The sequence below is a fragment of the Treponema medium genome (assembly GCF_017161265.1).
In the GTDB taxonomy this organism is placed as follows: domain Bacteria; phylum Spirochaetota; class Spirochaetia; order Treponematales; family Treponemataceae; genus Treponema; species Treponema medium.
Map to the genome: position 1 here is coordinate 1,337,362 of NZ_CP031393.1, position 21,491 is coordinate 1,358,852.

Genomic DNA, 21,491 nt, shown 5'->3' on the forward strand with positions numbered 1-21,491 from the left:
GGCCCGAACGTAACGACTTTTTGGGAATCCCCGGTCTCACTTTCCGTGCTTATGCGGAGACTATCCGAATGAATGTTGAAAGTACGGCAGATGATATTTTAGTAATGAAGGATATTTCAAAAATATATCCTAACGGTGTTACGGCTAATAGGCATGTCAATTTTTCGGTTCGCGCCGGAGAAATTCATGCGCTTGTCGGTGAGAACGGCGCCGGTAAAAGTACCTTGATGAAAATATTATTCGGTATTGAGCAACCGACTGAAGGTACGATTTTATATAATGGAAACGAATTGCATATCAAATCCCCGCTTGACGCTATTCGTCACGGATTCGGTATGGTACATCAGCACTTTATGCTTGTCGAATCGATGAGTGTTGCAGAAAATATCTGCCTTGGAATGGAACCCGGAAAAGGTCCGTTGATTCATAAAAAACTCATGAACGAACAGGCTCAAAAAATTATCAATCAATATCATTTTGTTATTGACCCGAAAGAAAAGATTAAAAATTTGCCCATAGGGACGCGCCAGAAAGTAGAAATTCTGAAGGCGTTATATAAAGGTGCGCGCATTTTAATTTTGGATGAACCGACCGCTGTATTAACTCCGCAAGAAACGGAAGAATTATTTGTTGAATTAAAAGAGCTGCGGAATTCGGGCTGTACGATTATATTTATCAGTCATAAATTAAATGAAGTTAAAGAAATATGCGAAAGGATAACCGTATTGCGTAACGGTACTTCCGTCGGCGTGTATTCCGCCGGAGAAATTTCTGAAAAAGAAATATCGAACCTTATGGTCGGTAAAAATATACATTGGGAAATAGAAAAACAACCAAGCGTTCCCGGAGAGACCGTCTTAAAATTGCGGGATGTATGTATGGATGATGATGCCGGACGTCCCATACTCAAGCATGTGAGTTTTGATTTACCTGCGGGGAAAATTCTCGGTATTGTCGGTGTTGAAGGGAACGGGCAAAAAGAGTTGATCGATACCATAACCGGATTGCAGCACTGTACTGAAGGAAGCGTAATGTTAAACGGTAAAGATATAACATCGCGCAGTATTGCTGCAATCAGAAAAGAAGGTATCTCCTATATACCGCAGGATAGAATAAAAGTAGGAACGGCGGTAACTGCTTCCATTCAAGAAAATTTATTTGCCGTCTTTACGGAAGATGAGCGCTTTGTACATAAGGGCATTCTAAAGAAGAATGAAATAAAACAATGGGCTGATACGCTTATCAACCAATTTATGATTAAAACAAAAAGTGCCGATGTGCCGGTAAAAATGCTGAGCGGTGGAAATATGCAAAAGGTTATTATTGCACGCGAATTTTCAACCTCGGCAGGATGTATTATCGCAGATCAACCGACAAGAGGTGTTGATATCGGCGCTGCAAAGTTTATTCATCAAAAGATTATTGAAATGCGCGATAACGGTGCTGCTATTTTGGTGAATTCGGCAGATTTGGCGGAGATTCTGGAAATAAGCGACAGTTTGGTTGTAATGTACGGCGGTGAAATTACAGCATATTTTCCGGACGCCGATGTGGTTAGCGAAACTGAGTTGGGAGAGTATATGCTCGGCTTAAAAAAGCAAGGTGCACATGAACTTGCAGGATGTTTACGATGAAATTAATAGGACGCCTTTCATTTGAAAAAAGATTTGAATTGATACGGTTTGCTACAGCGATCGGCATTGCGGTGTTCTTATCGTTTCTTATTATTTTATTTGTCAGTAAAGAACCGCTGCTCGCTTTTTCAAAGCTCTTTTTAGGGCCGCTTGAATCGGCACGCCGTTTCGGTAACGTACTTGAGTTATGTATTCCGCTCAGTTTTACCGGTCTTGCAGTTGCCGTTATGTTCAGCGCAGATATGTTTAATATGGGTGCGGAAGGGGCGTTTTATGTGAGTGGCGCCGTTGCAGTATTTACCGCATTGCTTATACCGCTGCCTCCTGTTATTGCACCGCTTGTATCGATTATTATCGGCGGGTTATGCGGTGCTGTCGTTTGCTGGGTTCCGGCTTTTTTAAAGGAGCGATGGAATGCAAATGAGTTGGTTTCGTCTTTAATGTTGAATTATGTATTCTTTTACATAACCAAATATTTTGCCAATACGACCTTTAAAGATCCGTCGGCAGGATTTATGGCGACGTACCTGATTCCTGCCAATGCAAAATTGGCACGTCTTATTCCCGGAATGCGGTTGCACTTCGGACTGTTGATATTGTGCGCCGTAGTAGTGCTGACCGTATTGTTTATCCGCCGTACGGCATGGGGATATCGTCTGATGCAAACCGGAAGGAATATCCGCTTTGCCCGTTATGCCGGTTTAAACACGACGGCAATTATCGCATACTCACAGCTTATCGGCGGTTTTATCGCGGGTGTCGGCGGTTCGGTTGAGGTATTGGGAATGTATGACCGGTTCCAATGGCAAAGCTTGCCGGGGTACGGGTTTGACGGTATCGTTGTCGCTATTCTTGCAAAAAATAAACCGCACTATATTCCGATTGCCGCTTTCTTTTTGGCGTATTTAAAAATCGGTGCCGATAAGATGGCGACATCTACGGACGTTACTGCAGAAATGGTTTCAATCATTCAAGGTGTTATTATAATGCTTGCCGCAGCTCAGGCCTTTTTAAGTAAATGGCGGCAAAAAGCACTCATTAAAATGCAACAGGAGAGCGGCTTAGATGGATAACTTTTTGAGTTATATTTTAACTGCGGAGTTTGCTTATTCCGTTTTGCGTGTTACGACTCCGCTATTGTTTGCCGCACAAGCTTCGGTTGTTGCGGAAAATTCAGGTGCATCGAATATAGCATTGGAAGGCATTATGCTTTTTGCCGCGGCATTCGGAGCGCTGGGTACCGGCTTAACCGGCAGTTTGTTTATCGGCTTTTTAATTGCGTTAGGCGGCGGTTTATTAATTGCTGTGTTACTGGCTTACTTTGCGCTGTATCTGAAAACAGACATCATTTTATCCGGTATTGCGTTAAACACATTAGCCGCAGGCGGAACGGTATTTATTATGTATGTACTGATTCACGATAAAGGCAGTACATCCTCCTTAGTTTCATTGGTGTTTCCTAAAGTGGTTATACCGGGTATCGCCGCTATTCCCGTGTTAGGCAGCATTCTGTCGGGGCAAAACGTGTTGACATACATTGCGTTCTTTACAGTATTTGCTGTCTGGTTTTTGCTGTATAAAACAAAGCTTGGTATGCACATTCGCTGCGTAGGCGAAAATCCCGATGCAGCGGAATCCGTCGGGATACCTATTCGTAAGACCAGAGTTATCGCATTGCTTATCAGCGGATTTTTGGCATCGTTAGGCGGGGTATTCCTTTCGATGGCATACATGAGCACCTTTACAAAAGGCATGGTAGCGGGGCGCGGTTTTATTGCATTGGCTGCTGCGGCAATGGGACGGTTGGCTCCGGTGCCGACGATGTTTGCAGCCTTGTTTTTCGGCTTTGCCGATGCCTTGTCGAATGTATTAGCGGCAATGAGCATCCCAGATGAATTCATAAAAACCGTTCCCTATATTTCAACCGTCATCGGACTGATTGTATTTTCAGCATGGCGGAAGCGCGGTAGGAAAGCGCAAATTGCTTGAAGGAGAAAACTATGGACAATAAAATACCGATTATAATTGACTGCGATCCCGGGCATGATGATGCAATAGCATTGATCATGGCGTTTGCATCCGAAAAGCTCAAAGTGTTGGGGGTCAGTGTCAGCGCCGGTAATCAAACCATTGAAAAAACATATACTAATGCACGCAAGATTATTTCGTTTTTAGGAAAAGCTCCGCCGCTTGCAAAAGGGGCATCGTATCCGCTCGTCAGAAGATTGGAAGTTGCACCGAGTGTGCACGGTGAATCAGGGTTGGATGGGCCGGTTCTGCCGGAGACGGATTATACCGGTGTGCCTGAATCCGCATGGGAACTGCACCGCCGGCTTATCTCTGAAAGTCCCGAACCGGTAACGTTTGTCGTAACAGGGCCGTTGACGAATCTTGCAATTTTGCTTTTAGCATATCCCGACGTGAAAAAAAATCTCAAGCAGATATGTTTAATGGGTGGCGGTATCGATCACGGTAATTGGTCATCTGCAGCGGAATTTAATATCCTTGTCGATCCCGAAGCGGCACACATTGTATTTTCGTGCGGTATTCCCATTGTGATGTGCGGACTGGATGTAACCGAAAAAGCGATGATCTTTTCGGAAGAAATAGAAAGACTGCGTAAATCAAAAAAACGGGTTGCCGTGCTGGTTGCAGAGTTGCTCGATTTCTTCGGCCGCTTTCACTCTGATTTGGGATTCCAAGGCGCACCTATCCACGATGCGTGTACTATTGCGTATTTGATCAAACCTGAGTTGTTTAAAGTATGCGATTACTATGTTGTTATCGAAACGCAAGGAAAGTATACCGCCGGTATGACGCTTGCAGATAAGCGGGTAAATAATAACAGACCAAAACCGAATGTTACAGCTTGTATGGATATCGATCGAGAAGGCTTTGTCCGGCTGCTTGAGCAATGCTGTATGGCGTATACATAAAATAACAGGAAGCATGAAGATGAAAAAGATATTGGTTATCGGCAGTTTAAATGCCGATATGGTAGTTCGTGTTCCGCATATACCGGTAGCAGGCGAAACGATTTTAGCGGAAACTGCAGACATCATACCGGGTGGGAAAGGAGCAAACCAAGCATACGCAGCTGGTTCGTTAGGTGCGCAAACGGTTATGTTCGGAGCGGTCGGCGCAGACCGCTATGCTGAAATCGAAAGGAAGAGCTTACAGTCTGTAGGCGTGGATGTTTCCCGTCTTTTAGTACGCACCGATTGCGCAACAGGACTTGCGTGGATAACGGTAAACGATGCGGGCGATAACAGTATTGTTGTTGTTCCCGGTGCTAATAAAACACTGTCAGAAAAAGATATCGCCGATAACGACGATTTGCTGCACAGCTGTGATATCATATTGTGTCAGCTGGAAATACCGATACAAACGGTACTGTACGCCGCCCGCAGGGCAAAAGAATTAGGCAAGACATTTATTCTTGATCCCGCTCCTGCACCGAAACTATTTCCTTCCGAACTCTATGCATACATTGATATTATCAAGCCGAACGAGACGGAACTCTCATTACTGACAGGCAAAGATGTTTCGGACTATGAAAGCGCTTCCGATATGCTGCGTACAAAAGGTGTAAAGAATGTCATTGTTACACTCGGCGAAAAAGGTGCTTTTGTAAATTCCGAATCGGAGGGAAAGCATCTTGTACCTGCTCGTTCCGTTCCCGTTGTCGATACGACAGCCGCCGGTGATTCTTTTACGGCTGCGCTTGCGGTTCGGCTTGCGTCCGGTTCTTCGCTACTGCAGGCCGTCCGTTATGCAACTGAGGTCGCAGCAATTGTTGTTACCCGTAAGGGAGCGCAAACCTCAATCCCCTCGGCGGCAGAGGTACCCTTTGACGATAAATGATATAGCCGAGCTTGCCGGTGTTTCCGTTTCGACGGTTTCAAAAATTATCAACGGAAAGGATAAGGGGATAAAGCTTGAAACGCGCGAACGAGTGCTTAAAATCGTTAAAGAATACCGGTACACTCCCTATGATTTTATTAAAAATAATACGAATTCAAAAAGCTTTTTATTGGGGCTTGTACTGTCGGGTATAAAAAAACGGCAATCGATCTCAAACGGTTTTTTGCATGAAGCGGAGCGGCAAGGGTACCAAGTGCAGGTGTGCCTTTCTACTTCTGCGGAAAGCGAATCAAAACACATTGCCGCCTTATGTAAGAATAGAGCTGAAGCGGTTTTATGGGAACTCGTCGAAGTTGCTGCAGAAAATGATACTGCCAATACTGTTGCAGAATGCGATAGTTCCGGAACGGCAGCGGTGCTGCATAAAAGCGGTATTCCATTTGCAGCGCTGAATACCGATGCTGTCGGTTCCAACGGTATATTCTATGACTACCAAAAAGCGGGATATACCGCAGCAGATATATTGCTACGGTTGGGACATACGAAAATACGCTGTGTATATGACGGAACCGATATGCAAGAATATGCAATACGGCAAGGAGTTGAGCGGTGTCTATTCGATCACCATTGTTTATATGTTGAATGTAAAAATGTTCAGGAAGCGCTTTCGGTACATAATTGTTCTGCGCTTATTTGCTGTGATTGGGATACGGCGGTAACGGCGTATGAGTATGCAACGGTACATAAATTCCGGATACCGCAGGATCTTTCCGTTATCTGTATCGACGATGCGGAATATATCAAACCCTTTCCGCCCATATCGGCGATTCCGCTTTCCTTATTTCATTTCGGAGTCTTTGTATGCCGGTATTTAATAGATAAAATCGAAAAGAAAGCAACGGATATACCGGCATATACCGAAGCATTTACTTGTAATCATTACAAAAGCATTGATCTGCCTGCACCCTTGCGCAAAAAACGAATCATCGTTGTAGGCAGTATCAATATGGATATCTTACTTACCGTAAACAATTATCCTCAGACAGGAGAAAGTATTTCCGCTGAAAGTGTTTCGATAATACCGGGCGGCAAGGGGATAAATCAAGCGGTCGGTGCGGCAAAACTCGGTGCCAAGGTGTCGCTGGTCGGCAATGTCGGAAGGGACTTTGATGGTGATATGATTTTGAACCTCTTACATGATAACGGCGTTGATGCAACGGCTGTGCATGTGGACGAAGATCGTTCTACCGGTAAAGCCTATATTCATATCCAAGGTGATGGAGAAAGCGGTATCGTATTATATGGCGGTGCTAATGAAACGATTTCTGCAGATTCAATATACCGCAGCGAACAGCTCTTTACCGATGCAGTTTTTTGTTTGTTGCAAACCGAAATACCGATGGAAGCAGTTAAAAAGACGATTGAAACCGCACGAAAATATAACGTTGCAATTATGCTGAAACCTTCCGCCGTAAAAGAAATAACGGAAGAACTTTTACCGGAACTGGATTATTTTATTCCGAACCGTAAAGAATTATACAGACTGTGTCCCATTGCCGGAACATTGGAAGAAAAAGCCGCATGGTTTTTGGAAAAAGGCGTCAAGACGGTTATTGTAACGCTTGACAGCGATGGCTGTTATGTACGAACTTCCGAATACGAGCGATGGTTCCCAGCTGTCGATATATTCAAACCCATCGATACAACCGGAGCTGCCGATGCCTTTATTGCGGCACTGGCCGTCTTTTTATCCGAACAAAAAAGCTTGTCTGACGCATTACCGTATGCACTTTATGCCGCCGGATTTTCGACAACGCGGGTAGGGGTTGTTCCATCTTTAATCGACAGAGCAACACTGGAACAGTGTTGTATATAGGTCGGCGGATTATGGCGGAAGCTGTGTAGGATTTATACTGAGTAAAAGTTGCCTAGTGCAGGATTTATCTTTGGGGAACCTCTAAAAACCTCAGTTTTTAGAGGTTTACCTTAGATTTAATTTGCAATGTTTAAATTTAAGTCATTATAATATAAAGACTTAAATTAAACTCCTATGTTTTTTTTCAAGCAGCAGAGTAAACCTTTTTAGTTTTCTCTGCTTGGCCGCTCCCATCCCTGTAATTCCTTGTTTCACACGCCTGTTTTATCCCGCTTGTAAGTCGGGGGCAGGCATTTCTTGATATCCCATCTGTTTATTCTTCATTACTAAGTACAACAATTTTGCTCTTTTTTCGTGCTATCGCTGTTATCGATAGCTTCTTCCCTTTCCCTCGAAAAGTATTTTGCTTTTAACGCTCCTCCGTGCTTACTCCGTACTATCGCCCATGCCGCCCGATATAATAACGCTCGTACAACCTTATTCCCCTTCTTCGTTATATGCCCATACTTGTTAATCGTCCCCGAACAATTTACCCTCGGCACCAGCCCTACATAATTTGCCGCTTCGTTTCCATTGTTAAAGCGCTTTCCATCTCCTACATACGCCGCAAAAGCAAGCGCTGTCTTATCTCCAACTCACGGTATCGTTTGCAGCCGTTGGATATTTTCCGCTTCATTCATCACCCGCAGACTTTATCAAAAGTCGAAGATTGATGAATGGCTGCACTTTCGAGAATGCGAGAAAGTGCAATCAATAGTGCGATGTTTTGCGTTTTACGCAAAACTCGCCGTCAGGCTGCCCATGGATGGGCATTGTGCTAAGCAGTAGCGAGATTTGCTTCTGCAAATTTCGTAATAAAAAGTGTACAAGGATGTACACTTTTTATAGTGCAGACGGCATTTCGGTCGCCTTGTTAAACACTTATCTTCCTTACATTCCTTTGTTATCATCTCGTTGACCTGTTCGACAATGCGGTTATCGGACAGGTCAAGTATTTGAGTTTTCCCGTTGAGTTAATCCGCGCTGCGCGGCAAGCATTTCGAAGGCGGCGATGCGGGCTTTTTCCAATAGCGCAAAGTCGCGGATAGGATCGGCAAGCTCAAAACCGCAATAGCCGGACTGCTCAACGCCGCCGATATCCCCCGGCCCCCGCAGCTTCAAATCTTCCTCCGCAATAACAAACCCGTCAGTCGTGCTTGCCATCACCTTGAGCCGCGCCATGCCGGTTTCGGTAATATTTTTTCCATAGAGTAAAAAACAATAGGATTGCTCGCTGCCCCGCCCGATTCTGCCCCGCAGCTGATGCAACGCCGAAAGTCCGAAGCGATCGGCGTGTTCGATGACCATACAGGTGGCGTTCGGCACATCGACACCGACTTCAATAACACTAGTAGCCACGAGGATATGAATAGTGCCTGAGCGAAACTCCTGCATAATAGTCCGCGCTTCGTCTTCCGGCACCTTGGAATGCAGGAGCGCAAGCCGGTGATGGGGGAAATCCCGTGTCAGCTCTGCGAACATATCTTCCGCCGATTTTAGGCTGAGCGTATCCGAATCTTCGATAATCGGATACACAAAATAGGCTTGCTTTCCGGCAAGGATATCCTGCCCGATAAAATAATACACTTTTTCGGCCTTGCTCTCGGGGGCAACGTATGTAATCACCGGCTTACGCCCGGGAGGCATCGTTTTGATGACGGAAATATCGAGGTCGCCGAACATCGACAGCGCAAGCGTCCGCGGAATGGGCGTCGCACTCATCATCAAAAAATGCGGAGCCTTTTTTCCGCTGTCGATGCCCTTTTGGATAATTGCAGAACGCTGGAGTACCCCGAAGCGATGTTGTTCGTCGATAACAACCATACGCAGGTTTTTATACAGCGTTTGTGCGGAAAAAAGGGCGTGCGTACCGATGATGAGGTCGATATTACCGGAGGCGAGCTGCTGCAAAAGCTGAGAACGCCCCGCCGCTTTGAGGTTACCGGTTAAAAAAGCGAGCCGTACGCCGAGCGGTTCCAAAAGCTTTGCTGCGTTATCGGCGTGCTGCCGTGCCAGCAGCTCAGTCGGCGCCATCAGCGCCGCCTGTCCGCCGCCTTCTATCACTTTTAAGCAGGCTAAAAATGCAACAAGGGTCTTACCGGAACCGACATCTCCCTGTATAAGGCGGGCGGCGGGCGCCGTTCCGTCGAGGTCGGCGTTAATCTCTGCGATAACGGCTTGCTGATCTGCGGTAAGTGTAAACGGCAAGCGCGAGAGCAGCTCCTTTTGTAGCGGGCTGTACGTATACTGTAACGGCCCCGCCGATTGAGCCGCACCTTCCGAAGCGCCAGCCTGCGCCGGCGTACGCGGCAGTACACCGCGCCGCTCAAGCGCACGCATACCGACAGCTGCCTCGTAGAGGAAGAACTCTTCAAAGATGAGCGCGGTGCGGGCGTTTCCCGCATCTTGCATGGAAGCGGGGCGGTGCATTGCAAACAGCACGGTTCTTTTATCGGGGTAGCCGTATTTGTTTAATACCTCGGCGGGAAGCTCGGAGTCGATTCCCCGCGCATACGAGTTAAGCGCCTGATCGATGAGTTTACGCAGTTTTGTCTGCGTAAGCCCCTGCGTCAGCGGATATACCGGCAAAATACGGCGCTCCGCCGTATCATATTTTTCTATATCGAAAGAACTCGATTGGATAGCCCCGTATTTAACGGAAAAACTTCCGTAGACCAGCGCCTTTGTACCTTCCGGAAACGATTTTTCTAAAAAAGGCCGGTTAAAGCACGCCAACTCGCCGCGTATACCTTCCGAATCGCAGACAATCAACTTGAGCGTTTTCATACGCCCGTAGCCGAACCATTGCTGATCCATAACCGTTACCGGAACATTCAATTTATGAAATTTATTCCATTCGCTGAGCGTATTATACCTGCTGCGGTCTTCCCATGCGCGCGGCCAGAGCCGTAGTAGATCACCGACCGTCGAGACCCCCAGCCGGCTCAGCTGTTCAACAGTTGTTTTTCCCGCTCCATACAGATTTGACACAGGCGTTTGAATTTCTCCAATCAGCATAATGGCAGTATACCACAAGAAAAAGCCTTACGGCGAGATGTTTCGTTATATAAGGAAGCAAATGCATCATAGTGTTTTTAATAGCGCCTGCGAAATAACAACACAGTGGTATAGCATAATTGACAAAAACATCCGGTACCGCTATAGTAAAAATACATTTTTGCTTTCAAAGACAATGTTAGTAGTGTTATGCAATGTTTTTGGAGGTCAAAAATGCAAACGACTCATTGTCTCACTGTTAATTGGCACTTTACTGCAGCGTGCAATTTTAAGTGCCGGTATTGTTTTATGCACAATAGTCTTTCGTTAACGCGGAAAGATTATATGGTTGTGCTTAAAAAGCTTACAGGCTCCTTTCAAAGGATTAACTTTGTCGGCGGAGAACCGACCGTATCTCCCTTACTCATCCCGCTTGTCCGTGATGCTTATCACGCGGGGTTCGACTGCTCAATCGTAACAAACGGTTTTAATCTCATCCATCATACGCAACAGTTTGAAGCTATCTATCCGCTTTTATCATGCATCGGTATCAGTGTCGATTCTTTAAACAAAGAAACGAATGCTGCAATCGGCAGATGCTGTAAGGGGCATGTTATTACAAGAACTGAGTACGAACAGCTGTGCGCTGCAATCAAATCACACGGTATTCGGTTAAAGATAAATACGGTGGTCAGTAAGTTGAATGTGCATGAGGATTTTACCCACTTTTACGAAGCCGTACAGCCTGACAGAATAAAGCTCTTCCAAGTATTGAAGCCGAACACACAGCTTAAAAATGATTATGGTGATCTGCTGATTACTAAAGCCGATTTTAATTCCTTTGTACTGCGGCACAAAACCGCCGGCTCTTTCGGTGAGAATATCGTTGCAGAGGATAATGCGGCGATGACGAACGCCTACTACATTCTTGACAGCGAGTGCCGGTTTATCGACAACAAAACCGGTAAAAAGAGTCCTTCGCTTGCAAATGATGGGATGACGGTTGAAAAAGCTTTATCGTATATAGAAGTAGATGCTGCAAAATATCAAGCAAGATATATTGCGTAAAAATATGAAATATGAGGAGAAGTAAAATGAATGATTTATTAAAAGAAATTATCTGCGATTTATACACCTATATAAAAGAAGGTGAACTGATAAAAAACGGTACTCGCTATACTGTGGACACAATTATAGCGCCGCTGGAACCGGAACTCTGGGGTTACTATAAAGAACTTTATGGTGAAAACAGTCTTACAAACAATCATTTTCGTATTGATACGGAAGAAAAACGGAAAAAAGCCGCCGATGTAAAACCGAAAAAAGTACCGTTGGACGACAGCGCTTTTTTTGCGGAAATTGCTCAATTATGGATTATCGCAAAAACGCTTGGAGGCTATAGTAATGATTATATTGTCGATATTTCTTTTTGTATTGATGATATTTTATGTAAACTTCTTGAACACCGCCTAAGTAGAAAAGTCCCCTATAAAGAACGTACCGTGCAGCTTGTTTTTGACGTGCTCGAAACGCTCAAAGGAGATGCCTCTGCATTTTATCGCGAGCATACACGCCTACTGTGTTTCTTTCAATTTTACCGAGACGATATAAACCGTTTTTTCACCTTACTCAATAATCTTATCGTCAATAGAGCATACAGGGATTCTTTTGTCCGCAATGTTGGCAATGAGAAAGAAATCGACGCGGCAAAATTCTTACCTGTCGAGCTTAATGCAGAAGACGCACGGGATATGCTGAAGCTCTTTGTTCGTCGCAACGATCGTCCTATAAGTTTATCAGATCATAAAGCGTATAATGATCCAAGCAGATATTACATATATAAAGTAGAAGCAGTTGCATGGCTGTTTAACGACTATTTCGGCTTTGAACAGAAAGAAAAAAACTTGGCTATATTCAAAGGCGTTTTTAGTATTTCTAAGATTGATGAATATAAACGGTATTTTGAAGATGCATTCGAATCGTTGGAAGATAAAATTACCGAATTTCCTGCATTGACACTTTTACTTGAACGGGCAAGTAGATATCTAACATTCAATGAGTTACAACAATATTTCCCGTGCATTCATGAAAGTGAAATTTCACATGATGCAGATATCTATCGTTCATTGAAGGTTGTCCAAATTAAAAACGGCGCTCAATACTCTCGATTTGAGGCAATCCTTTTGAATACTCTCCCCAATATCTGTTTTAAATATGATGTAGAGGATAGTAGACCGTTCAGCAATAAACGAATGATGTTACTGCAGGCAATGTTCTTAGGTGCGCTATGGGAACTTTTGTGGACACAATCGTATATAACAAGCGGTGAAAATTCCGAACAACAAAAATGGAAAAAACTGCTCGACATCCTATTTCGATCTTTTTCACCGAAAAGCAGTGCAGCTGAATACGCAGCTGAAGTATTGAACCGGCTGATAGAGCTTTGTTGTATAAAGACGGAAATGCTTTTTGATACTGTTGATTTTACCGCCTTGAACAAAAGCAGCTATTTTAAGAGTAACGAAGCCTTACTGCATCTTTATTATAGCGTTACGCATTTTTTAACGAATAAGAAATATAGCCTGCTTGAACAGCTTGATTTTACAGCTGAAATGCAGCGCCGTATTTTGCCGCTTTTTCCAAAAGATGAAAAAAAGAAAAAAAGAGATAAAAGAAGAAAAAACGATTCGCAGAAAGAGAAAGAGAAAGATGCATTCAGCAAGAATCGTGAGTTTCTCAAACAGTTGGACTGCGGGATTTCTTTTCAATATTTCCGGCAACCGGTGATACCGTTTGGAGACGCGTGGAGTAACGAGGTTTGTCTTATGCGTTCCAATTTTGCATTTAAGCTCTGGTTTGATTCCGAACGCGAATATGAAGATTTATCTCGGCTGGAGCAAAGCGCAAAAGATGAAAGACAAGAAGAAATAAATCGAAACTTGAATAAAAGCTGTATCGAAAATCATTTTTTTTATTCTGCAGACAGAAATATGGAAACACATTTTTCTCTCCATCATTCGGTGGCGGCCGTACTTGAAAAACCCAAGCGTCTTTTGTATGCGCTCTATGATATAAAACAGTACCTTGAACGCATTAAAGAACAACAACCACCGGATAGTATTGCAGTTCCGTTCTTGCAGCAGAAGCTTGAACATATTTTTTCAACTATTTGCCTTGTTCTCTTTCCTGACAGCTCCAATAAAAGCTGGGATGCCGTATTTGATTCCAAGGGAAATATTTCGATGGATGATGATGTTATTCAATTTGATCTTTTTAAAGATTTCGGTAAGGAATTTTATATCACAGTGAAGAATTTTCTTGAAGTCATGTTTACCGGTCAATCCGACTGGATGGAAAAAATGGATTTTGAGTTACTGACCTATTTAATATATATTACGCTGCACTTGGTACAACTCGATGCCGACCGAACCGATGATATACCGCTTATTTTTAATTGTACGGAAGATGATCAAAAACGCTGGCAAAAAACAGTTGATTTTGTCAAAGCATGTCAAAAAAATAGATACTCTTCCCAATTAAGAAGCTTACTACAACATCCTTATAGCGTTTTTAATTATCAACTATCCGACAATATACAGTCAAAAAATATGAAGCAATGGCAAGCGTTGCCGCAAAGTGCAATTATTCATCTGTATAACGGTGATTTTGAAAAACTTCCTCAATATGTACGGAATATGCACGGCATTATTGATGATGCTAAGCAATTATTGGAACTCAAATCGATAGGAACAAGCCATAGCATAATCCGCGAAAACTATAAAAAGATAATAGCGGAACGATGGAATGGTTTTGCCCGTAAAAAATTCCGCAAAACATGGCTAGACTTACGCTCATTAGGTTCGAATGATTATTCTTATGGGTTCTCTTTTCATAACAATGGGGTCTGCGATGAAAGTCACCAAAAGCTCATTGAAATCGATACATTTAAACAGAAGGTGTTTTACGTATGGTGCTATCACGTTAAGTGCCAAATAGCACTTGCGTTTAGTGATGACGGATTACGCATAGACGTATTTCTCGGCGTAAAGTCGAAGAAAAATCTTACGCCGATATATTCGGCCACCGCAGACTGTGATTCTTTGGAGCGAAACTTTTTTGGGGCAAATGAACCTTTGAAGATTATTTTCGAAATAATGCAAGAATATCTGAGCCCTGAACGATCTCCCTTTAGAGCGAATTCTTATAGTTATAGGAATAGTGAAGAATACGAGTGCATTAAAAAATTACGTGAACGAAAAAGTAAGACAGACGATATGCTGAAAATCTTATGCAGGAATATCGTACAAGAATGCAGTACGGATTTTTTTAAAAATGATGTATCCTTTGGCATAGCGGTTAAAAGTAAAAAAATAGCAGAACTATGCAAAGAACTAAACGAATGTTTTTCTCTGTTACGTCAAAAAGAGGAAAATTGGGGCAAACCGAATTGGTATTGTATGGAAGTTTCTAAAAAACCGTATGATCTTGAAAACTATCCGAAAGATCAAATTTTAGTTTCGTCCGGTTCGACTACGGATTACCCTGAGATACAATTCGGCATCGTACTTTCAGATGACGACATGCAGATGGAAGTATATTTCGATTTTTATCGTACGGGACAGGAAGCGCTCTTTACCCTGCCGGTGAGTGAATATAAACAGTTTTGCGATTTTGCCTATGCAGCCCATAATTACGTAAAGGAGCGAATGCTTACCTATCAGTCGACGGAACAAGAAGTTGCAGAGCTCAAGGCTTTTCATACGGAAGTCTTTAAGTATTGTATCGAGAAAATTACCGAACAACGAAAAGAAGATTTTGAATTGATTCCACATAAGTCCGGTGGTATTCGGAGAATATGTCCAATCATAGGTAAACCATCAGAGAATAATACACCGCTTGACAAACTGTATAATTTATTGGACCCGAATGCTTCGAAAGATAAATTTTATTCTTTTAGTTTAAATCTGAAAGGGTCTTATTGTGGGATTTCAACAACGGATAAACCGGAGGAAATTACAGTACCGGAAAAACCTCGATGCGTTTCATATTCATTTATAATTGAAAATAAAGATGAGAAAACAATAGATGATTGGAGAGCCTTTCATATCTACACCGATGTATTGCTTAAAGATAATAATACGGAATTGGAACTCTGTTTGTTTTTTGACGAATGGGATGAGGAGAACAATAAAATATATGATAGATCTTTTACCATACCGCTTGCACAGTATACCTTATTGCCGAAATTTCTGTATGCACTTTATGAATACTGGACTTTTAATAGCAATACCTATTACGAGATTATAGAAAAGAAGAGTGAAGAAAACAGCTATCCGCATACATGGAAAGAGAGAAAACCGCGTATAAAAGAAATTGCAAAAATCTTTACCGAAACGGCGCAGAAGATTTTCGGTAAAGATGCAAAAACGGAATCACTCACACTGCCGCCTCAAGCATTTAAAGAGCGAATGGAAGCGCTTGAAGATCCTGAATGGCAGATCGGATCAAGCTATAGCGAAATAATCAGGGTAAACGATATTCCGCAACTGGTACTGTCTACCGGTATAGATGCCGTGCATATTCAGCTCGCCATTACCTTCAACGATTTACTAACAGAGTTGGAAGTATACCTTGATAAAAAGACCGATCCCGACGAAAAACCGCTTTTTGTACTCAACAGCACCGATTACCGGCTATTGGCATCATTCTTTGCCGAATTAAAAGTACATCAGGTTGAAGATATGTTTGCCTGCAAGAAGAAACTTGATGAACATCGTGCAACATTGAAGTGATATGCAGAAAGTCGACACCGCAGATGGCTCGCCCAAGAATGTACGTCCTGTACATTCTTGGGCTACGAGTTTGCAAGCAAACTCGCTTCTGTATGGAACCACCGACGTCCTTGTCGGTTCTGAAAAGCCTTTCACCGTTAGTTTTTTTGAAAATAGACGGTATAGATACGAGGCGCGAGCACAAATTAACCGCAGGCACGCCCAAAAATGAACATCCTTGTTCATTTTTGGGCTACAAGTTTGCAGGAGCAAACTTGCTTCTGCTGGGAACCACCGCCATCCATGGCGGTTTTGATACGTTGAGGACACTTTTTTGCTGTATGACGCCGTAGATGTGCCGTATATTTTCAAAAAAAAGGTTTTGAAAATTTTGCACTTATATAGTATAATACCAAGTTGTACCGGCAGTACACCGCAATGGACGGTGATACTGTCGTGACTTATTTTGAGGAGGCAGATAACGATGAAAGGTATTTCAAAGGTATCTCACAAAGTTGTATTGGCTGTACTGGCATGCAGCCTTTTGGTTCTTGCAAGCTGCGGAGAAAAAAGCACCGCAACGCTCAACAAGGATAAGCCGCTCGTATTCTTTAACCGGCAGCCGTCCGATCCGACAACCGGTGAAATCGATATGACGACGATGAACTGGAACGACAAGACCTACTATGTCGGTTTTGACGCTGCAGGCGGGGGAGCCGTTCAGGGGGCGTTGATTGTGGAGTTCCTTGCCAAGGCTGACGCTTCTATCGACCGCAACGGCGACGGCGTGTTAGGCTATGTACTGTGCATCGGCGACGTCGGGCATAACGATTCTAAAGCGAGAACGGAAGGTATCAGACGGGCGCTCGGTACATGGGCAGGTTCCACCGACCCGGGCGTTGTGCAGGAAGGTTCCGTTACCATCGAAGGAAAGACCTTAAAAGTTGTTGAACTTGAAGGAAAGGCAATGACCGGAACCGACGGTTCTACTTGGAACGCAAACGCCGCAACCGAAGCAATGGGCGGCTGGGCTACCAAATTTGCAGACCAGATCGACATGGTTGTTTCCAACAACGACGGTATGGCAATGGGCTGTTTACAGGCTTCAAACTATCCGGCAGGCGTTCCGATTTTCGGCTATGACGCAAACGCAGACGCGATCGAAGCAATCGGAAACGGCAAACTCTCGGGAACCGTTTCTCAGAACGTAGACGCACAGGCAACTGCAACGCTGCAAGTATTACGCAACTTGCTCGACGGTTTAACCGGAGAGGCGGTGTATACTCAGGGTATCTCCGTCGCCGACAAATACGGCAATAAGATCACCGCGCCCGTACAGTATTGGGCAGACGTAAAAGCCGTTATGGCGGAAAACTCGGGCGTAAATGCCGAAAACTGGCAGAACTACTCCGGCGGCAGCCGCGATGCGGGCATCAAGCAGACACAGGCGGACAAGAAAAAGGTGTTATTGACAATCTACAACTCTGCCGATAACTTCCTTTCTTCTTCGTATGTTCCGGCACTGAAATACTACGCTCCGCTTTTGAACATCGATCTGACAATCGTACAGGGCGACGGACAAAACGAGTCCAGCTGCTTGGATCGCTTTACCAACCTGAACAACTTTGACGCATTCGCCGTCAATATGGTAAAGACCAACTCCGGCGCAGACTACACCGGCAAGCTGAAGTACTAAATAGGAAACTCCTGACATCCTGTCAGTGTTAGGGATAGAAGCGGTATCCTTTTTAGCGCCGGTGTATTGCAACGGCAGCCTTCGACGCGAGGAGAAGCGCTGCGGGATTTTGCAGAAGCGCTAAAAAGATACAAGCGAATAGCCCGACCTGCTTCAAACGGCAGACCTCGTTTGCCGTTTGAAGCAGGGAACGCCCAAAATAATAGTAAAGATTAATAAATATATAGAAGAAAAAAGTTGTTAAATGTACTGCACAGGGGGCTTTGCGCTCCGAAACCGAAAAAAACCATGTAAGGAATAGCTATGGAAGACACGGTACTTGAAATTAAAAATCTTTCAAAGTCTTTTGCTAAAAACAAGGTATTGGAAAATATCAGTTTGACGGTGAAACGAGGGGCGGTTGTCGGACTGATGGGAGAAAACGGCGCCGGAAAATCGACGATGATGAAGTGTTTGTTCGGGATTTATGCGAAGGACGAAGGACGCTTTTTCCTTGAGAATAACTTGATCGATTTTAAGTCTCCCAAGGATGCGCTTGAAAACGGTGTGGCGATGGTGCATCAAGAGCTGAACCAATGCCTTGACCGTACTGTGATGGATAATCTCTTTTTAGGAAGGTATCCTGTCCGGTTCGGCGCGGTGAATGAAGTGAAGATGCAAAAGGATGCGGACGCGCTGTTTGCGTCTCTTAAAATGAATGTGAATGCACGCACGATTATGCGCACAATGTCCGTTTCGCAGCGGCAGATGGTAGAGATTGCGAAGGCTGTTTCGTATAACGCGAAGGTTATCGTGCTGGATGAGCCGACTTCTTCTTTGACGGAACCGGAAGTTATTAAGCTGTTTTCTATTGTACGGTCGTTAAGCCAGAAGGGTGTGTCTTTCGTATATATCTCTCATAAAATGGATGAGATTTTTCAGATATGCAGCGAGGTTGCAGTGCTGCGCGACGGGCGGCTGACGCTGGCAAAGAATATCAATGACACGAATATGAATGAATTGATTTCGGCGATGGTCGGGCGTTCGTTGGAAAAGCGCTTCCCCGATGTGGATAATGAGGTTGGGGAGGATTATTTTGAGGTGCGGAATATTACGACCCGCTATGAACCTCAGCTAAAGGATATTTCTTTTACGGTAAAAAAGGGAGAAATTTTCGGGCTGTACGGGCTGGTCGGCGCGGGGCGGAGCGAGCTTTTGGAAAGTATCTTCGGCCTTCGCACTATTGCGTCGGGCGAGATGCTCTTGGACGGTAAGAAGCTTCATTTTTCCAATGCGAAGGAGGCGATGGACTATAACTTTGCGCTGGTAACCGAGGAGCGGAAGTTCAACGGGATGTTCGCCAAAGCGTCCATTAAATTTAATACCGTTATTGCGAACATTGAAACCTATAAAACATTCGGTGTGCTGTCAAACCGCAAAATGCAGGAGGCTGCCGACCGTGAAATAAAGACGATGCACACAAAGTGTGTTTCTGCGGATGAGCTGATTAGCGCGTTGAGCGGGGGGAATCAGCAGAAAGTGATTATCGGCAAATGGCTTGAACGCCAGCCCGACATTCTTTTGCTGGATGAACCGACCCGCGGTATCGACGTTGGCGCTAAGTACGAAATTTATCAGCTTATTATCAATATGGCGAAAGCGGGAAAGACGATTATCGTTGTTTCGAGTGAGATGCCGGAAATTTTAGGCATTACGAATCGCATTGCCGTTATGTCGAACTACCGCCTTGCCGGTATTGTCGATACCGCTACCACCGATCAGGAAGCGCTGTTGCGGCTTTCCGCTCGGTACTTATAATTGGACAGCTGAAAATCATTAAATATAATTGAACACGGAAATTTACCGGAGGATAGGATGAAAGATACACCTGAACATAGTACACAGTACACGTTTACGCAGGAACAAATTGCGCAGGCGGATACGGCAAAGCTCTTGGAGGAAGATGCCGTTCTTGCCGAGTATACGGAGCGGCTTGATGCATTACGCAAAAACGGAGTGAACAAGGTTTCCGCACTGACGCAGGAGATTGCCGCCGTACGCAAAAATAAATTGATAAGCGCCGAGGAAAAAAACACCCGGATTGCAGCCTATCGCAAGCAAATTGAAGAGGCTAAGACCGTTGCGGCGCGGTATAAAGATGAAGAAAAAGAGCTGACGCATAAGGCGATACAGCGGGTGAATGCGCTTTCCGACGCTTTTGAGCAGGAAGTAAAAAAGAATGAAAATGCAAAGGCGGCGCGGCATAAGCAGGAATACGCGGAGAAGGTGCAAAGCATTACGGAGGCGGCGGAGAAAAAGAAGCAGGAAATTACCGCCGCTTTTGCGGGAAAAAACTCCGAGGAAGAACGGCGGGAGGCGCAGCAGGAATTGACCGCTGCGAACAATGCGTTTAAGTCCGCGCTTTTCGATGCGAAAAATCAGTATCAGACGGCATTGTGGAAGTGCAAAAATGCAAAGCATCAAGTCTATGTCGATCGGGTACAGAAAAATATCCATTTGCGCAACAGTAAAACCAATTTTTCCGAGGACTTTAAACTCGGTTTAAAAGATTACGCCTATAAGTTTACTCCCGCACAGTTCTTTTTGGCAAACGGATTGTACATCGCTATTGTGATATTTTTTGTGGTGTGTATTATCGTTGCGCCGCTGTCGGGCAGCGGGAACCTCTTGAGCCTTGCAAATATCCTGACAATTTTGGAACAATCTTCGGTGCGTATGTTCTACGCGCTCGGCGTTGCGGGAATCATTTTGCTGGCCGGTACGGACTTGAGCGTCGGGCGTATGGTTGCGATGGGCGCGGTGGTTACCGGTTTAATTCTCCATCCGGGAACGAACATCGTAACGTTCTTCGGTATGGGGCCGTGGGATTTTACCGCGCTGGCGATGCCGGTACGGGTAGTGCTTTCGCTCGGAATTTCCATTATTTTCTGCGTGATATTCAGCGCCTTTGCGGGCTTCTTTTCGGCGTGGCTGAAAATTCACCCCTTTATTTCGACGCTCGCGACGCAGCTGATTATCTACGGCCTCTTATTCTTCGGGACGAGCGGTACGCCGGTCGGTTCCATCGATGCCGGTATTAAGGACTTTTTCGGCGGCCGGTGGGAGCTTGGCGTTGTAGGCGGCGAATTGGTAACCTTCCCTAAACTGATTATCCCTGCGGTTATCGCCATCGCGATTGCGTGGTTTATATGGAATAAGACCGTACTGGGCAAGAATATGTACGCGGTCGGCGGCAATGCCGAAGCCGCAAGCGTGAGCGGTATCAGCGTATTCAAGGTAACGATGAGCGTGTTTATTATGGCGGGGATTTTCTACGGCTTCGGCGCCTTCTTCGAGGCGTTTAAGGCGAATGCGAGCGCAGGTACCGGACAGGGGTATGAGCTGGACGCAATCGCTGCCTGCGTAGTCGGCGGTATTTCGTTTAACGGCGGTATCGGCAAGCTGGAAGGCGCGGTGCTCGGCGTTATCATCTTTACCGGTTTAACGTACTGCTTAACCTTCCTCGGCATCGACACTAACTTACAGTTCGTGTTTAAAGGCTTTATCATCATCGCCGCCGTCGCCCTCGATAGCGTGAAATATTTGAAGAAGAAATAAAGCGCAGGAAATTTTGA

At 44.7% G+C, this 21,491-nt stretch carries 13 protein-coding genes and 1 pseudogene; 12 read left to right on the top strand and 2 right to left on the bottom strand.

What is annotated here, in order from left to right; genetic code table 11:
- Positions 1-68: 68 nt before the first annotated feature.
- From DWB79_RS05995 to DWB79_RS06020, 6 genes are read left to right on the top strand one after another with little or no spacing between them, the layout of a single operon-like run.
- Positions 69-1,634: an ABC transporter ATP-binding protein gene (locus DWB79_RS05995; RefSeq protein ID WP_016523143.1), complete on the top strand. Its 1,566-nt coding sequence runs from the start codon at positions 69-71 to the stop codon at positions 1,632-1,634.
- A complete protein-coding gene (locus DWB79_RS06000) occupies positions 1,631-2,707 on the top strand; it encodes an ABC transporter permease (RefSeq protein WP_016523144.1) in 1,077 nt (358 codons plus the stop codon). The genes DWB79_RS05995 and DWB79_RS06000 overlap by 4 nt, the downstream gene beginning before the upstream one ends.
- The gene (locus DWB79_RS06005) at positions 2,700-3,623 is read left to right on the top strand and encodes an ABC transporter permease (RefSeq protein ID WP_016523145.1); all 924 of its coding nucleotides are present in this window, start codon (positions 2,700-2,702) and stop codon (positions 3,621-3,623) included. The genes DWB79_RS06000 and DWB79_RS06005 overlap by 8 nt, the downstream gene beginning before the upstream one ends.
- A gap of 11 nt (positions 3,624-3,634) precedes the next feature.
- Positions 3,635-4,570 (top strand): nucleoside hydrolase, encoded by a 936-nt coding sequence (locus DWB79_RS06010; RefSeq protein WP_016523146.1) that lies wholly within the window; start codon positions 3,635-3,637, stop codon positions 4,568-4,570.
- A 19-nt stretch (positions 4,571-4,589) separates the two neighbouring features.
- Positions 4,590-5,498 (top strand): ribokinase, encoded by a 909-nt coding sequence (gene rbsK, locus DWB79_RS06015; protein ID WP_016523147.1) that lies wholly within the window; start codon positions 4,590-4,592, stop codon positions 5,496-5,498.
- Positions 5,485-7,374, top strand: a complete 1,890-nt coding sequence (locus tag DWB79_RS06020; protein ID WP_016523148.1) for a PfkB family carbohydrate kinase — start codon at positions 5,485-5,487, stop codon at positions 7,372-7,374. The genes rbsK and DWB79_RS06020 overlap by 14 nt, the downstream gene beginning before the upstream one ends.
- Positions 7,375-7,700: 326 nt before the next feature.
- On the opposite strand, the pseudogene DWB79_RS12285 reads toward DWB79_RS06020, so the two are convergent.
- Together DWB79_RS12285 and recG are read right to left on the bottom strand one after the other, a co-directional pair.
- Positions 7,701-7,949: pseudogene (locus DWB79_RS12285) on the bottom strand (transposase); the annotation flags it as partial.
- A 412-nt stretch (positions 7,950-8,361) separates the two neighbouring features.
- Positions 8,362-10,431: an ATP-dependent DNA helicase RecG gene (recG, locus tag DWB79_RS06030; protein WP_016523149.1), complete on the bottom strand. Its 2,070-nt coding sequence runs from the start codon at positions 10,429-10,431 to the stop codon at positions 8,362-8,364.
- Between the two features lie 213 nt (positions 10,432-10,644).
- On the opposite strand from recG, the gene DWB79_RS06035 reads away from it, so the two are divergent.
- From DWB79_RS06035 to DWB79_RS06060, 6 genes are all read left to right on the top strand, one after another.
- A complete protein-coding gene (locus DWB79_RS06035) occupies positions 10,645-11,478 on the top strand; it encodes a viperin family antiviral radical SAM protein (protein WP_016523150.1) in 834 nt (277 codons plus the stop codon).
- Positions 11,479-11,504: 26 nt separating this feature from the next.
- Positions 11,505-16,202, top strand: coding sequence for a hypothetical protein (locus tag DWB79_RS06040; protein WP_016523151.1), 4,698 nt, complete (start codon positions 11,505-11,507; stop codon positions 16,200-16,202).
- Positions 16,203-16,294: 92 nt separating this feature from the next.
- On the top strand, positions 16,295-16,534 hold the full coding sequence (locus DWB79_RS06045) for a hypothetical protein (RefSeq protein ID WP_040859094.1): 240 nt from the start codon (positions 16,295-16,297) through the stop codon (positions 16,532-16,534).
- Between the two features lie 131 nt (positions 16,535-16,665).
- Entirely contained in the window at positions 16,666-17,877 is a 1,212-nt protein-coding gene (locus DWB79_RS06050; protein ID WP_016523152.1) for a substrate-binding domain-containing protein, read from the top strand.
- Positions 17,878-18,180: 303 nt separating this feature from the next.
- Positions 18,181-19,674: a sugar ABC transporter ATP-binding protein gene (locus tag DWB79_RS06055; protein ID WP_016523153.1), complete on the top strand. Its 1,494-nt coding sequence runs from the start codon at positions 18,181-18,183 to the stop codon at positions 19,672-19,674.
- Positions 19,675-19,731: 57 nt separating this feature from the next.
- Complete coding sequence (locus tag DWB79_RS06060; RefSeq protein WP_016523154.1) at positions 19,732-21,474, top strand: galactose/methyl galactoside ABC transporter permease MglC; 1,743 nt, start codon at positions 19,732-19,734, stop codon at positions 21,472-21,474.
- The last annotated feature ends 17 nt before the right edge of the window (positions 21,475-21,491 follow it).